The organism is Pseudomonas inefficax (genome assembly GCF_032164165.1).
Classification (GTDB): Bacteria; Pseudomonadota; Gammaproteobacteria; order Pseudomonadales; family Pseudomonadaceae; genus Aquipseudomonas; species Aquipseudomonas inefficax.
Window position 1 is genome coordinate 4,635,533 of record NZ_CP134401.1, and the last position, 14,852, is coordinate 4,650,384.

13 protein-coding genes and 1 tRNA gene are annotated in these 14,852 nt (G+C 64.4%); 8 read left to right on the forward strand and 6 right to left on the reverse strand.

The features are described 5' to 3' along the window. The first annotated feature begins 70 nt into the window (after positions 1 to 70). The 5 genes from RIN61_RS20980 (at position 71) to RIN61_RS21000 (ending at position 4,177) form a co-directional block, all read left to right on the forward strand. On the forward strand, positions 71 to 382 hold the full coding sequence (locus tag RIN61_RS20980) for a PepSY domain-containing protein (RefSeq protein WP_025338449.1): 312 nt from the start codon (positions 71 to 73) through the stop codon (positions 380 to 382). Then, the gene (locus RIN61_RS20985) at positions 382 to 696 is read left to right on the forward strand and encodes a PepSY domain-containing protein (protein ID WP_133971027.1); all 315 of its coding nucleotides are present in this window, start codon (positions 382 to 384) and stop codon (positions 694 to 696) included. The genes RIN61_RS20980 and RIN61_RS20985 overlap by 1 nt, the downstream gene beginning before the upstream one ends. Further along, positions 697 to 1,365, forward strand: coding sequence for a response regulator transcription factor (locus RIN61_RS20990; protein WP_112252338.1), 669 nt, complete (start codon positions 697 to 699; stop codon positions 1,363 to 1,365). It abuts the gene before it with no gap. Then, positions 1,362 to 2,681, forward strand: coding sequence for an ATP-binding protein (locus RIN61_RS20995; RefSeq protein ID WP_112252339.1), 1,320 nt, complete (start codon positions 1,362 to 1,364; stop codon positions 2,679 to 2,681). The genes RIN61_RS20990 and RIN61_RS20995 overlap by 4 nt, the downstream gene beginning before the upstream one ends. A 341-nt stretch (positions 2,682 to 3,022) precedes the next feature. Then, positions 3,023 to 4,177: an HPP family protein gene (locus RIN61_RS21000; protein WP_207877417.1), complete on the forward strand. Its 1,155-nt coding sequence runs from the start codon at positions 3,023 to 3,025 to the stop codon at positions 4,175 to 4,177. Here the strand turns inward: RIN61_RS21000 and RIN61_RS21005 are convergent. Then, positions 4,151 to 5,017 carry a LysR family transcriptional regulator gene (locus RIN61_RS21005; protein WP_112252341.1) on the reverse strand — a complete coding sequence of 289 codons (867 nt, stop codon included), beginning with the start codon at positions 5,015 to 5,017 and terminating at the stop codon, positions 4,151 to 4,153. The genes RIN61_RS21000 and RIN61_RS21005 overlap by 27 nt on opposite strands. 180 nt (positions 5,018 to 5,197) lie before the next feature. Between RIN61_RS21005 and RIN61_RS21010 the strand changes: the two genes are divergently transcribed. After that, positions 5,198 to 7,087, forward strand: coding sequence for a propionyl-CoA synthetase (locus RIN61_RS21010; protein ID WP_207877414.1), 1,890 nt, complete (start codon positions 5,198 to 5,200; stop codon positions 7,085 to 7,087). 127 nt (positions 7,088 to 7,214) lie between these two features. Here RIN61_RS21010 and zapE read toward each other — a convergent pair whose 3' ends face one another. Beyond that, positions 7,215 to 8,285, reverse strand: a complete 1,071-nt coding sequence (gene zapE / locus RIN61_RS21015; protein WP_215521217.1) for a cell division protein ZapE — start codon at positions 8,283 to 8,285, stop codon at positions 7,215 to 7,217. 167 nt (positions 8,286 to 8,452) lie between these two features. Here zapE and RIN61_RS21020 point away from each other — a divergent pair, with 167 nt between their 5' ends. Further along, the gene (locus RIN61_RS21020; protein ID WP_112252344.1) at positions 8,453 to 8,878 is read left to right on the forward strand and encodes a DUF1810 domain-containing protein; all 426 of its coding nucleotides are present in this window, start codon (positions 8,453 to 8,455) and stop codon (positions 8,876 to 8,878) included. 1 nt (position 8,879) lies between these two features. Here RIN61_RS21020 and RIN61_RS21025 read toward each other — a convergent pair whose 3' ends face one another. Then, entirely contained in the window at positions 8,880 to 9,122 is a 243-nt protein-coding gene (locus RIN61_RS21025) for a hypothetical protein (RefSeq protein ID WP_085624636.1), read from the reverse strand. Positions 9,123 to 9,383: 261 nt separating this feature from the next. On the opposite strand from RIN61_RS21025, the gene RIN61_RS21030 reads away from it, so the two are divergent. Further along, positions 9,384 to 9,458 (forward strand) — tRNA-Gln (locus RIN61_RS21030). Positions 9,459 to 9,550: 92 nt separating this feature from the next. Here RIN61_RS21030 and RIN61_RS21035 read toward each other — a convergent pair. From RIN61_RS21035 to RIN61_RS21045, 3 genes are read right to left on the reverse strand one after another with little or no spacing between them, the layout of a single operon-like run. Continuing rightward, the gene (locus RIN61_RS21035) at positions 9,551 to 11,938 is read right to left on the reverse strand and encodes a hybrid sensor histidine kinase/response regulator (RefSeq protein WP_112252345.1); all 2,388 of its coding nucleotides are present in this window, start codon (positions 11,936 to 11,938) and stop codon (positions 9,551 to 9,553) included. Positions 11,939 to 11,951: 13 nt separating this feature from the next. Continuing rightward, positions 11,952 to 12,413, reverse strand: a complete 462-nt coding sequence (locus tag RIN61_RS21040) for a response regulator (RefSeq protein ID WP_112252346.1) — start codon at positions 12,411 to 12,413, stop codon at positions 11,952 to 11,954. 15 nt (positions 12,414 to 12,428) lie between these two features. Continuing rightward, positions 12,429 to 14,678 (reverse strand): ATP-binding protein, encoded by a 2,250-nt coding sequence (locus RIN61_RS21045; RefSeq protein WP_112252347.1) that lies wholly within the window; start codon positions 14,676 to 14,678, stop codon positions 12,429 to 12,431. Positions 14,679 to 14,852 lie beyond the last annotated feature (174 nt).

Consider the following 14,852-nt stretch of genomic DNA (forward strand, 5'->3'; position numbering starts at 1 on the left):
GTTGAATTAAGGACCGGTGGTTAATCTTAACCCCGTAGACAACTTGCACAGTTCTCAGGAGAGAAGAACGATGAAACACATGACTGCCCTGTTCACCGTAGCCGCCGCCCTTGCCCTGGGCGCCCATTCCGCCATCGCCAAGGATGTGCAGCCCGACGAAGTGGTCAAGCTGGTCAATGCCAAGACCGTCAAGTCGCTGGACGAGCTCAAGGCCGCCGCCGTGGCCAAGCACCCGGGTGCCACCGTCACCGACTCGGAGCTTGAAGACGAGTACGGCCGTTATATCTACAAGGTCGAGCTGCGCGACACGCAGAACGTCGAATGGGACGTGGCGCTGGACGCCAAGACTGGTGAAGTGCTGAAGGACGAGCGGGACAACTGATGATCCACCTACTGCGGCCGGCGCGCTACCTCGCGCTGGCGCTGCTGGCCGTGTGTTCCCTGGCCGTTGCCCGCGACCTCGACCAGGACGAGGCCCTGGAACTACGCCAGAAGGGTGTCATCCTGCCGCTCGAGCATCTGCTGGAAACCGCCCTGGGGCGTCACCCCGGGGCGCGCTTGCTGGAGGCCGAGCTGGAAGAGGACGACAATCGCTACGAATACGAAGTCGAGTTGCTGACGGCTGAAGGCGTGGTGCGCGAGATCAAGCTCGACGCCAGCAGCGGTGCCCTGCTCAAAGACGAGGAAGACGACTGAATGCGCCTGTTGCTTGTCGAGGACAATGTACCGCTGGCCGATGAACTGACCGCCGCCCTGCAGCGCCAGGGCTACGCCGTGGACTGGCTGGCCGACGGCCGCGACGCGGTGTACCAGGGCCAGAGCGAGCCCTACGACCTGATCATCCTGGACCTTGGCCTGCCGGGCCTGCCAGGCCTGGAGGTGCTGGCCCAGTGGCGTGCCGCCGGCCTGGCCACGCCGGTGTTGATCCTTACTGCCCGTGGCTCGTGGGCCGAGCGTATCGAAGGGTTGAAGGCGGGGGCCGATGACTACCTGAGCAAACCCTTCCACCCCGAAGAACTGCAGTTGCGCATCCAGGCGTTGTTGCGCCGTGCCCGTGGCCTGGCCAACCAGCCGACGCTGGAAGCGGCCGGCCTGCACCTGGACGAAAGCCGCCAGTGCGTGAGCCGTGACGGCGTGGACATCCAGCTGACCGCCGCCGAGTTCCGCCTGCTGCGCTATTTCATGCTGCATCCGCAGCAGATCCTGTCCAAGAGCCACCTGGCCGAACACCTCTACGACGGTGAAACCGAGCGCGACTCCAACGTGCTGGAAGTGCACGTCAACCACCTGCGGCGCAAGCTGGGTCGCAGCGTCATCGAGACCCGCCGCGGGCAAGGCTACATCTATGCCGGGAGCGCTGCGTGAAGTCGATCCAGGCACGCCTGAGCCTGGGCCTGGTGGCGGTGCTGGTGGTAGTCGGCCTGGTGCTGGCGCAACTGACCCTGTGGTTGTTCGAGGTCGGCCTGCAGCGCTACCTGGAGAACGGCCTGCGCAAGGAAAGCGAAAACCTGCTGGTGGCCCTGGTGCGCGGGCCCTCGGGCCTGCAACTGGATGAGCGGCGTATCTCGGCCGCCTACCAGCGGCCGTTTTCTGGCTATTACTTCCGCATCGATTTCGATAAAGGCACCTGGCGTTCCCGTTCGCTGTGGGATCTGGACATGCCCAAGCCTGCTGCGCCGGGGCTTTCCGACAGCCACGAACTTGGCCCGGAAGGCCAGCAACTGCTTGCCCTGCGTGCCGACTACCGGCGCCTGGGCCAGGACATCTCGATCAGCGTGGCACAGGATTATTCGCCGGTGCGCGAAGGTTTCCGGCGCCTGCAGCAGATCGGCCTGGGCATGGGCCTGGTGGCGCTGATCCTGGTGCTGGTGCTGCAGCGCATCACCGTGACCCGCTCGCTGCAGCCACTGGAGCGGGCACGCCAGCAGATCGCCCAGTTGCAGCAGGGCCAGCGCTCGCAGCTGGATGCCGAAGTGCCCAGCGAACTGGCGCCGCTGGTGGGGCAGATCAACCATTTGCTGAGCCATACCGAAGACAGCCTGCGCCGCTCGCGCAATGCCTTGGGCAACCTGGGCCATGCACTGAAGACGCCGTTGGCGGTGTTGCTGAGCCTGGCCTCCAGCGAGCGCCTGAAGGACCTGCCGGATGTTCGCACGCAGATGCGCGAGCAGCTGGAGCAGATTCAGCAACGCTTGGCGCGTGAGCTGAACCGTGCGCGCCTGGCGGGGGATGCGCTGCCGGGCGCGCAGTTCGACTGCGACGTCGAACTGCCGGGGTTGCTGGGGACATTGGGCATGATTCATGGCGAGGGCCTGCTGCTGGCCAGGGATGTACCGCCCGGGCTGCTGCTGCCGTGGGACCGCGAGGACTTCCTGGAGCTGCTCGGCAACTTGCTGGACAACGCCTGCAAGTGGGCCGACAGCGAAGTGCGGCTGGGTATCGCGGCGAATGCCGAGGGCTACCAGGTGTGGGTCGATGATGATGGCCCCGGTATCCCCGAGGGCCAGCGGCAGCAAGTGCTTGAGCGTGGTTCGCGGTTGGACGAGCAGGTGTCAGGGCATGGCCTGGGGCTGGGCATCGTGCGCGATATCGTCGAGGCCTGGGGCGGGCGCCTGGCGCTGCTGGATAGCCCCCTGGGTGGCTTGCGGGTGAGCATTGACCTGCCGCGCAAGGCTCGGTAATACCGGGTCCCTGTGGGAGCGGGTTTACCCGCGAACACCGGCGAAGCCGGTGCCATGCACCGTGTCGCATTCTTCGCGGGTGAACCCGCTCTCACAAGTTGCGCGGCGCGCTTGAGGAATTTGCTGGCCATATCACCACTGCAAAAAAATTGCAGTACAGCCGCATTTTTTTGAATTGGCCCAATCTCACCCCACCCGGCAAAATTCCCCCACGAAACCCTGCGGTTTCCATCTCTCCATGGACGGAGCCCCTTGTGATATTGCACTCGCAATACGAGGCCCAGGCCACCTCGGCTGGGCTTTCTTTTTAATCAAGAAAACCAAAGATCTCGATTACTTACATGTCTGCCTCGCGTTCCGAAAGTCGTCTGCAGCGGCTGTTGCCAGCGCCTTTGAATATTCCCCCCAAAGAATGGTTGCGTGCCGGTATCGGCGCGTTGTTCGGCCTGTTCCTCGCCGGCTGGCTGACCAGCATGGCCTATGGCCCCAGTATTGCCTTGCACCTGCTCGGCCCGCTTGCGGCATCGGCCGTGCTGGTGTTCGCCGTGCACTCCGGCCCGTTGGCCCAGCCTTGGCCGGTATTGGGCAGCTATGCCCTGGCCGGTGCGGTCGGTCTGGCCATGCGCCAGGGCTTCGGCCCGGAGCTGTGGGTGGCTGCTGCCGCTCTGGGTATCTCGATCCTGGTGATGTGCCTGCTGCGCTGCCTGCACCCACCCGGTGGCGGAGTGGCAGTAAGCGCAGTACTGGCCGACCCGGGGCTGAGCGCCATGGGCGACCACCTGCTGGAGCCGGTGCTGCTCAACGCGCTGATTCTGGTAACTGTGGCGATCTTCTACAACCGCCTCACCGGCGTGCGTTACCCGAAAGGCGCGGTGCCGCGCAAGGACCTGCACCACACCCATGACCCGCTGCCCAGCGAACGGGTCGGCATTCGCGCAGAAGACCTGGACCAGGCCCTGGAGGAACTGGGCGAGTTCGTCGACGTCACCCGTGACGAACTGGAGCGCATCATCCTGGCCACCGAGCAACACGCCCTGCAGCGCAGCCTCGGCGGCATCACCGCGGCCTCGGTCATGTCCCGCGACGTGCAGTTCGCCACGCCCGACACCACCCTGGAGCAGGCCTGGAAACTGCTGGCCAGCCACCACCTGAAAACCCTGCCGGTGCTGCAGCAGGGCAAGCTGGTGGGCATCGTCAGCCTCAGCGACCTGGTCGGCCCGGCCATGCAGCGTGGTCACTTCAGTTGGCGCGGCTTGTTCGGCCGCAAGGCGGTGCGCATGGAGCAGGTGATGAGCCGCCGGGTGATCAGCGTCAGCAGCCAGCACCCGCTGGAGCGCTTGCTGCCATTGCTGTGCGAACAAGGCCTGCATTGCCTGCCAGTGCTCGATGGCGACCAGTTGGTGGGGGTGATCACCCAGACCGACCTGATCGCCGGCCTCAAGCGCCAGCTGCTCAGCAAGGCCGAGGCTTCAGATAACCGGGTCCCAGCGTTGTGACCAGTCGCTGGCGCCGGCGGCCACCAGCCGGCGCAGGATGGCAAAAGCCTGTTGCAGGGCTTCGCTGTCGCGTTTGCGCGGGTACACCAGGAAGGTCGGGTAGGTGAACTCCGGCGCCTGCGGTACCCGCTCGAACACACCGCTGTCCAGATAGGCCTGCACCACCCGCGTGCGGAAGTAGCCACTGCCGCCCTGGTCGAGTATGAACTGCAAGGCCAGCGGGCCAAGGTTGAAGCTGAGCGCCGGGCGCGCGCAGTCGGGCAGGGCAGCATCATGCTGGCGCCGGAAGGCCTCGCCCCAGTCGATGTAGATGTACGGGTCTGGCTGGTCGACCCGGCGCACACGGATCAGCTTCTCCTCCATCAACTGCTCCACCTGCAGGCCCGGGCCATAGGTAGGCTGATAGACCAGCGCGGCATCCAGCAGCCCCATCTCGACCTTGCGCAGCAGCGATTCGCCATCGCTCACCTCGCTGCGGATGGCATGGCTGGGCAGCTCGCGGTGCAGGGCGCTGACCCAGTCGAGCATCATCGGGTTGCCCAGGCTTACTTCACCACCCACGTGCAGCACCTGCTGGCAGCCTTCGGGCAGCGGCAGGTCGCGGCGCGCCGCTTCCCAGGTTTGCACCAGCTGGTTGGCATAACTGACGAACGCTTCGCCGTCGCTGGTCAGGCTGGCACCGTTGCGGCTGCGCACGAACAGTTGGCAGCCCAGTTGCTGCTCCAGGCGCTGCACCCGCGCGGTGATCGCTGTCTGTGACACGAACAGGCGTTCGGCGGCGGCGACCAGGCTGCCGCAACGCACGATTTCCAGAAAGGTACGGGCCTGATCGATGTCCATGAGCTGCTCGGTGGCGGAAGGGGTGGCCTATTCTAGAGGCTTTGCACCGTTGTGGGGCGTTTTTGCCTTGTCTGCAAATTTGCAGGTCGGTTGTGACTTTAGTCCCATGGCGGCGCGGGCGTAGCGGTCCATACTCAAGTTTCGCCCTTCAATAACAACAAGTACCGGGTTCCCTTCGATATGAGCTACCAGCACAGCTACGCCCATTCCATTTCCGACCCTGCCGCTTTCTGGGCGGAACAGGCCGCGCACCTGGCCTGGCACCGCAAGCCTGCCCTCACCCTGCAAGACAACGCCGACGGCACCCACCGCTGGTTCGCCGATGGCCGCCTGAACAGCTGCTACCTGGCCCTCGATCACCAGATCGAGCAGGGCCGTGGCGAGCAGTTGGCGCTGATCTACGATTCGCCGGTGACCGGCGTGCAGCAGGCCTACACCTACCACCAATTGCGTGACGAGGTGGCGCGCCTGGCCGGCTTGCTGCGCCAGCTGGGGGTGAACAAGGGCGATGGCGTGATCATCTACATGCCCATGGTGCCGCAGGCGGCCATGGCCATGCTGGCCTGCGCACGGATTGGCGCGGTGCACTCGGTGGTGTTTGGTGGTTTTGCCGCCAACGAGCTGGCCCTGCGCATCGACGATGCCCGGCCGACGCTGCTGCTGACGGCATCGTGCGGGCTGGAATTCGACCGGGTGATCGAATACAAGCCGCTGGTAGACCGCGCCCTGCAACTGGCCCGGCACCAGCCGCGCAACGTGCTGGTGCTGCAGCGCCAGCAGGCGCATGCCGAACTGCAGGCGGGCCGCGACCTGGACTGGCAGGCAGCATTGACCGGCGCCGAACCGGTGGCCCCGGTCGAGCTGGATGCGGGCGACCCGCTGTACATCATGTACACCTCGGGCACCACCGGCAAACCCAAGGGCATCGTGCGGGAAAACGGCGGCAACGCCGTGGCGCTGTGCTATGCCATGCGCCATATCTACGGCATGCAGGCTGGCGATGTATGGTGGGGCATTTCCGATGTGGGCTGGGTGGTTGGCCATTCACTGATCGTTTACGGGCCGTTGATGAGCGGCTGCACCACGGTGTTCTACGAAGGCAAGCCGATCCGCACCCCGGACGCCTCCGCCTACTGGCGGGTAGTGGAGCAATACAAGGTCAACGCGCTGTTCTGTGCACCCACTGCCATGCGTGCCATCCGCAAGGAAGACCCGGAGGGCGAGCTGATCCGCAAGCATGACCTGAGCTCGTTGCGCCAGTTGTTCCTGGCCGGGGAAAAACTTGATTCCAGCACCCACGAATGGCTGGAACGGGTCAGTGGCAAGCCGGTGCACGACCACTGGTGGCAGACCGAGACCGGCTGGCCAGTCACCGCGCCCTGTGTGGGGCTGGAAGGCAGCGCGGCGAAGCCGGGGTCGAGCAACCGGGCGGTGCCGGGCTATCACGTGCGCGTGCTGGATGACGAGGGCAACCTGCTGGGGCCGAACCACCAGGGCTCGATCGTCATCGCCCTGCCATTGCCGCCCGGGTGCAGCCAGACGCTGTGGGGCGACCACGAGCGTTACCTGCAGGCTTACCTGCGTACTTACCCGGGGTATTACCACACTGGCGATGGCGGCTACCTCGACGATGACGGCTTCGTCTACATCATGGGGCGCACCGATGACGTCATCAACGTGTCCGGGCACCGGCTGTCCACTGGCGAGATGGAGGACCTGGTGGCGCGCCACCCGGCAGTGGCCGAGTGCGCGGTGATTGGCGTGCATGACGAGATCAAGGGGCAGGTGCCGTTGGCCCTGGTGGTGCTCAAGGACGGCGAGGGCATTGCCGAGGCTCAGCTGCTGGTGGAGCTGGTGGGCAGCGTGCGTGAGGAAATTGGTCCGTTGGCCTGCTTCAACCGGGTGCGTCTGGTCAAGCGCTTGCCCAAGACCCGCTCGGGGAAGATTCTGCGGGCGGTGCTGCGCAAGATTGCCGATGGGCAGGACTATGTGCCGCCTTCGACCCTGGACGACCCTGCGGTGCTGGGCGAGATCGAGGCGGTGCTGGCGGATTTGCCCAGGGCGGGTTGATGTTTTGACTTTGCTGGCCTCTTCGCGGGCATGCCCGCTCCCACAGGGATGTCGCAGGACTTGAAAACTGCGCAGCATCTGTGGGAGCGGGTTTACCCGCGAAGAGGCCGGCCCAGGCAATGCAGTTCTAGGGGGCTATCTGATGCAACTGCCCCAACCGGCTACGGGTACGCATCAGGTCGGCAAGCGGCCCGTCCAGGCTTTCTTCCAGCGGACGCTTGCCGATCACCAGCACCTGCCGGTCCTGGTCATACAGCACATCCACCAGGTTGACGAAGCGCTGCTGCGCTGCCAGCGAACATTCCGACAAGTCATCCAGCCCATCGATGATCCACTCATCGTACTGCCCGGCCAGCACCAGGTAGTCGATCACTGCCGTGGCCTTTTCACACAGGTCGTCAAAGCCCAGCAGCACCCGCCGGCCATCGACGGCCAGTGCGCGCAGCGGGCGCTTGTTCACTTCCAGCATTACCGGCTGTTCATCCGGCACCTTGAGCGCCTGGCGCTGCGCCGCATTCCCCGGCCATACATAGTGGCCCCGGGTAAAGCGCTGATGCTCGCGGTTGGCCGGGAGGCTGCGGAAATCGGTGTCACCACCCACTTCGAGCACTGTCATCGAGCTGTTGATCAGGCGGATCACCGGCAGGAAGCGCTCGTGGTACAGCGGATTGGGCAGCAGCCCTTCGGGCGCATAGTTGGAGGTCACCAGCAAGAACACGCCACGGGCGAACAGAGCATTGAACAAGCGGGTGAGCAACATGGCATCACCAATGTCGTGCACATGGAACTCGTCGAAGCACAGCACCCGACAATCTCCCACAAGCTCGTCGAGGGCCGCGCCCAATGCGTCGTCCAGCGCCCGGTGGCGGTGCATGCCCTGGTGCAGGCGGGCAAAGAAGTCATGGAAGTGCAGGCGCCGCTTGGCCTGCACCGGTACGGCCTGGAAAAAGCCATCGAGCAGCCAGCTCTTGCCGCGGCCCACCGCGCCGTACAGGTACAGACTGCGCGGCTGGCCTTGTTCGAGCTGCGCCAGTTGTTCGGCCATGCAGTGGATCACCCGGCGTTGGCCGTCGCTAAGCTGGTAGCCGCGGCTGTGCGCCTTGTCCTCGAACCAGCCGAGCAGTTCACTCTGGTTGGCGGTGGCGCCGAGCAGGCGCTGACCAAGCTGGCGTAGCGGGATAGGGATCCAGGCAGGCAAAAGCAAAGCTCCTCGGGTGGCGGGGTAGTGTGACGGGGTAGCGTGCAGCTTGCCCGACAGCGGCCATTTTGACTAATACAGAAAATGTGCGGCATTGATCACCTGACGAGATAGGTTTGCCATGCAGGCGTACAGTAAAGGCTGAACCAGAGCGAGGAGGGGCGAGCATGCATGCCGACGTCGATCTGCAGCGCTTCGTCGAGGCGCAGAACCCTGTGTATGACCAGGTGATGCAGGAACTGCAGGCCGGGCGCAAGCGCAGCCACTGGATGTGGTACGTTTTCCCGCAGCTCGATGGCCTGGGCCACAGCACCATGGCCGCACGCTATGCGCTGGCCGGTATCGACGAGGCCCGTGCCTACCTGGCTCATCCGCTGCTTGGCCCGCGCCTGCAAGCCTGTGTGACTGCGCTGCTGCAGCACCGCGACAAGAGCGCCCGTGAAATGCTCGGCAGCCCCGACCACCTCAAGCTGCGCTCGTGCCTGACCCTGTTCGCCCAGGCAGCGCCCGGCAACCCGTTGTTCCAGGCGGCGCTGGTGCAGTTCTATGACGGTGAGCCAGACGCCCTGACCCTGGCCAGGTTGCCGGGTTAGCTCAGGCCTTGCGCTCCAGTTGGCGCTCGATCATGTACTTCACGGCCAGGCGGCGTTCCTTGAGGTGACGCAGGTCTTCGTCCTCGAAATTGCCAGCCGAGATCGACTCGGCAGCAAGCACCTGGTTGTCGATGTCCATGTACTCGTCGAGCAGCCGGTCCAGCGCCTTGTCCTGCTGGCGGCGTTGCTGGACGATTTCACGCGGGTAGTGCAGGTCCTGGTAAAGATCGTGCGAAACAGGCATGGGAGTCCTCCATGGTCAATGCAATTGCCTCATCTGATTGGAAGGGAGGAATGCGATTGTGTTGAAGCGAGGCGGGGGGAAAGCGACGGATGGTCGCCGCCTGAAAGGCGAAAATGACTAACTCGCTGTTTTTTGGTAATTTTTTTTCATCAGGGGGTTCACAGACCGAAAGTTTGTTGTTAAAGTGCCGCGCATTCCAAGACAACAACCCAGTTGTCACTCAGTTGGAATTGTCAGAGCAGCTAACGCTGCATCCGATACAGGGGCGTCGCCAAGCGGTAAGGCAGCAGGTTTTGATCCTGCCATGCGTTGGTTCGAATCCAGCCGCCCCTGCCATTTTCTGCTTAAAACGTATCTCGGTCCGGTGCTTGGAAAGACAAGCGCTGGGCTTTGTCGTTTCCGCACGTTTTTCCGGGGGCTCTGTCAGGTCACCTGGCAGTTCCAAGCATCTCGTTCAGCAAGCGGGCCAGTTCATCGGCTTGTACCGGCTTCTGGATCACCAGGCTGCCCGGCAACTCCAGGCCCTGCAACTCCGCATAACCGGTAAGAAGTACCACCGGCAGCTGCGGGTAGCGCTCGCGTGCCGCCAGTGCCAGTTGCGCGCCGTTGAACTCGGGCATGGCGAAATCGCTCAGTAGCAGGTCGATCTGCTCATCCAGCAAGGCCAGGGCCTGTTCGCCACTGTGCGCCTGGCGCACCTGATAGCCGTACTGGCGCAACACATCACCGAGCATGTCGCGTACCAGATGGTCGTCATCTACCAGCAGCACGGTGCGGTTATGGCCGCTTTCGCTTGTCGAGTGGCTGAGCAGCGACGGCATCGGTTCGCTGACGGCTTCACCCTTGACTGCCGGCAGATACACGGCCACCTGCGTGCCACGCCCAGGCGTGGTGTCGATGCGCACGCCACCCCCGGACTGTTTGGCGAAGCCGAATACCTGGGCCAGGCCCAAGCCCGAGCCCTTGCCGATATCCTTGGTGGTGAAGAACGGCTCGAACACCTTGGCCAGCACCTCTTCGCTCATGCCGCAGCCGGTATCGCGGATGCTCAGCATCACATATTCGCCGGGGTCCGGGTCTTCCGGGCGCTGCGGGCGGGCGTCGATCCGGGTGTTGCGGGTAGACAGGGTCAGCTGGCCGCCGTCGGGCATGGCATCGCGGGCATTGATCGCCAGGTTGAGAATGATCATTTCGGTCTGGGTCGGGTCGGTCAGTGCCTGCCACAGGGTTGGTTCCAGGTCCAGGCGCACCGAGACGTTGCCGCCCAAGGTGCGGCGCAGCAACTCTTCCAGGCCGGCCAGGGTGCGGTTGAGGTTCAGTGCCACCGGCTCCAGGCGCTGGCGCCGGGAGAACGCCAGCAACTGCGAGGTCAGCTTGGCGCCACGCTCGCCGGCTTCGCGAATGTGCTTGAGCCGCGCACGGGCCTTGTCCAGGTCGGCTTTGGCCAGATCGCGCTCGAGGAAGCTGGCGCCGGTGAGGATGACCGTCAGCAGGTTGTTGAAATCATGAGCCACACCGGCAGTCAGCTGGCCGACCGCTTCCAGCCGCTGCATCTGCTGCAGCGCAGCCTCGATGCGTTCGCGTTCGGCGATCTGCTCGCGCAGGCGGGCGTTGGCTTCGGCCAGGCCGAGGGCGGCCTCGCGCTCGCTGGTGATGTCGCGCGCCACCACGTACAGCAGGGTGTCTTCCGGCACCACCACCCACGACAACCAGCGTTGCTGGCCACCGGCATCCAGGATGCGCCCGACAAAGCGGGCGCTGGTGCGGCCATGGGCGAGGGCGGCCAGCTCGGTGAGCAGCAGTTCCTGGTCGTGCTCGGGCAGCAGGTGCAGCAAGGACGACTGGCTCAGGCGTTCGCGGGACAAGCCCAGGCTGGCTTCCCAGGCGGGGTTCAGCGCGACTGGGGTCAGGTCCTTGTTGAGCACGGCCAGCAAGTCTTGCGACAGTTCCCAGGCGCGGTCGCGTTCGCGGGTGCGGCGTTCTACCCTTTCACCCAGCATCTCGTTGAGCTGGCGCAGTGCCTGGTTGGCCAGCCGCTGGGTGTGGATGTCCTGCAACACCCCGGAAAAGCGCACGCACTGGTCGTTGACGAACTGGCTCTGGCCGCTGCTGAGCAACCAGCGCGGTTCCAGGCCAGCGGGTTGGGCGATGCGGAATTCGACCCGATAGTGGCCGCCACTTTCCGGGCACATGGCATGTTCCACCGCTTCGCGCACCTGCGCCAGGTCGTCGGGGTAGATGCCGGCGTAAAATACCTCGAGGCTCATTTCGGTATCGGCGGGCAGGCCGAACAGGGTCTTGCAGCGGTCATCCCACAGCAACAGGCCTTCTTGCGGGCGCATGTTCCAGGTGCCCATGCCGGCAGCGTCGATGGCAATGCGCGCACGTGCCTCGACGTCGGCCAGGGCCTCTTCGGCGCGGCGTCGGCGCTGGCGCTCCTGCACTTCGGTCAGGGCCCGGCGTACGGCCTTGGGCAGCAGCGGCAGGTTTTTCTTCAGTACATAGTCGGTGGCGCCCAGGCGGATCATTTCCACCGCATGTTCTTCGCCGTAGATGCCAGACAGGAAGATGAACGGCGTGTCCGGTGCCAGGCGCTGGGCGATGGCAAGCACTTCAGTGCCGGACGAGCCCGGCAGCACGCAGTCGCACAGGATCAGGTCGTAGCGGGCTTCGCGCAGGGCCTGCTCTACACCGGCATGGTCGAACACCAGTTGCGCCTGCACCTGCAGCCCGCTGCGTTCCAGGCGCATCAGGGTCAGCTCGGCGTCCATCGAATTGTCTTCGACCATCAGCAGGTTCAGCGGTGTTGGCTGCATCGTCGCGGCCACCTCAGATGCCGCCACGCCGGTTCAGGCGCAGCGAGCCGGGTGGCGGTTCGTTGAGTACCGCCCAGAACACCCCCAGGTCGGAAATGGCGGCGACGAATTCCTTGAACTCCACCGGTTTGACCACGTATGCGTTCACCCCCAGCTCGTAGGCGCGCAGCAGGTCAGGCTCCTCGCGCGATGACGTCAGCATCACCGTCGGGATGCTGCGCAGCTCGGCGGTGGCGCGCACTTCCTTGAGCACCTCCAGGCCGTCGACTTTTGGCAGTTTCAGGTCCAGCAGCAACACGGCGGGGTTGCCATCGTCACGTTCGGCATAGGCATTGCGCCTTAGCAGGTAGTCAAGTGCCTCGGCGCCATCGCGCAGCACGATGACCTCGTTGGCCAACTGGCTGCGCTCCAGCGCCAGGAGCGTCAGCTCCAGGTCCCGAGGGTTGTCTTCGACCAGAAGGATGGGTTTGAGCATGATGGTAGCGGTGCCTCAGGTGGTCGCGGGGTGGCGCGGGAGGGTGAAGTGGAAGGTAGCACCCTGGTCAACCTTGCCATGGGCCCATACCCGACCGTCATGGCGTTCGATGATGCGACGCACGCTGGCCAGGCCGATCCCGGTGCCTTCGAAGTCTTCCATGCGGTGCAGGCGCTGGAACACGCCGAACAGCTTGCCGGCGTAGGCCATGTCGAAGCCCACGCCGTTGTCACGAATGCAGATCTCGGTTTCACCCGGGTGTTGCACGGCGCTGATGCCGATGCGCGCCGGGGTGCGCCCACGTGTGTACTTGATGGCGTTGGCCAGCAGGTTGTGCAAGGCCATGTTGATGAACGCCGGGTCACCGATCACCTTGGGCAATTGCGCGATGTCCCAGACAATTTCGCGGTTTTGGTAGTCGGGCGCAAGTTCGCTGCGAATGGCCTCGACCAGGGCGTTTAGGTCGACCTCGGACAGGCGCAGGGCCGAGCGGCCCATCTGCGAGAAGTTGAGCAGGTTGTCGACCAGGCTCCCGGCAAAGTGCGCGGCTTCCTCGATGTGTTGCAGAAAGCGCCTGCCGCGCTCGCCAAGGCTCTGGCCCTCGGTTTCGCCGAGCAATTCGGAGTAGCCGGCAATATGGCGCAGGGGCGCGCGCAGGTCATGGGACACGCTGTAGGAAAACGCTTCGAGCTCCTTGTTCGAGCGGCGCAGCTCGCCGGCCAGCTGCGCCAGCTCCTCGGCCTTGCGCAGGACAATGCCGAGCACTGCCGTGCGCAGTTCCTGCACGCCTTCGATGACCAGCGGGTGCCAGGGTTCGCAGTAGCCGCGCAGTTTTTCCTGCCAGCGTTCGAAACTGTGCCGTGGGTCGAGGTTGCCCTGCGGCCCTACCTGTTTGTTCGGCTGCCCGGCCCAGTTCACCGTGCGCACTTGCTCGGGGCGGAACCAGAGCAGGTAGTGCGAGTGGATCTGCGAAATGGCTACTGCCAGGACACCGCCAGCATGGGCCGCGAGCTCGGGCAGCTCGTCGATGTCGCGGCGCAGGTTGTCGCTGTGGAACACACTTTCTTCGCTACGCTGCGATAGCCAGTGCACCAGGGCGTTTACCTGAGCGGCCGGTGGGGTCTTGCCGATCAGGTCGCAACGTTCGGCGGAAATGACCGCGGCACCTTGGGCGCCGGCGAAGGCCAGCAGTACTTCGGGCAAGTCGCGCAGGCCGTCACCAACACTGTCATGGTCGGCCATGGACGAGATCATGCGCACGATGTGTTGGCGCAGCTCCAGCAACTGGCGAGTGTTGGCGTGGGACTCGCGCGACTCGATCTGCAGCGACAGCACACTGGCCAGCAGCTCGCAGGCGGTACGGGTGCGCAGGTCCACCGGGCGTGGCTGTTCGTGGTGACAGGACACCAGCCCCCAGAGTTGCCCGTCGACCACGATCGACAACGACATCGATGCCAGGGTACCCATGTTGCGCATGTACTGCAGGTGTACTGGCGACACGCTGCGCAGTGCGGCAAAGCTCAGGTCCAAGGGCTTGCCGGTGCGCGGGTTGGCAGAGGGCAGCAACGGCGAAGCCTGGTAGTTGGCGTCCTCGATCACGCGGATGCGGTTGATTCGGTACAACTCGCGCGCCTGGCGTGGTATGTCCGAAGCGGGGAAGCACAGGCCCAGGTAGCTCGGGTACCCCGGGTCGGCCACCTCGGCCAGCACCTGGCCGTTGCCTTCGGCATCGAAGCGATAGGCCTTGACCCGGCCAAAGCCGGTGATGCGCTTGAGCTGCAGCACTGCTTGCTGCAGCAGTTCCTCGAGGCTGCCGGCCTGGTGCAGGCGGCCTACGAAGCTGCGCACCAGTGGGTAGTAGTCGCCTTGCCCGGCAAGGTCCGCTGGCAGGCGAGGGGGTTCGAACTCGGCGATCAGCACCTGGTCGTGGCGATGGACCAGCAGGTGCAGGTTGCCGCGAAAAGGAGCGTCCTGGCGCAGCTGCACATCGCTGATGTGGAACGGAAAGACCTCGTCCTGCGGCAGGCGGGCCAGGTGCAGGCGCAGGTCGAAGGCACCGCTGACCAGTTCGGCAAACTCGCGACCTATCAGTTCACTGGCCGGTAAGCCCAGCCAGTGCTCGACATTTTCACTGGCCTGGAGTACCTGCATGTCGGTTTCGTCCAGCACCAGCAGGAAGCCGTGGGGCTGAATGCTGCCAGGCAGCTGGATCGGCTCCTGGGCGCAGCGCTCGAGGGCTTGGGTGAGCGTGCTGTCTGCAATCATCTATGAAAACGCTCCTGTCGTGTCCTTCCATGCATGCCGCATGAGTCTAGGCAGGATGAAAGGGGTACACCCTAACAGAATATCGACCCGGATAACGGCCTTTGGCCATTTGAGGGGAATGCTGGCAATGCGTTCTGTGGCGTGCGGTTTTTTTTTCAAGTGATAGCGCTTTTT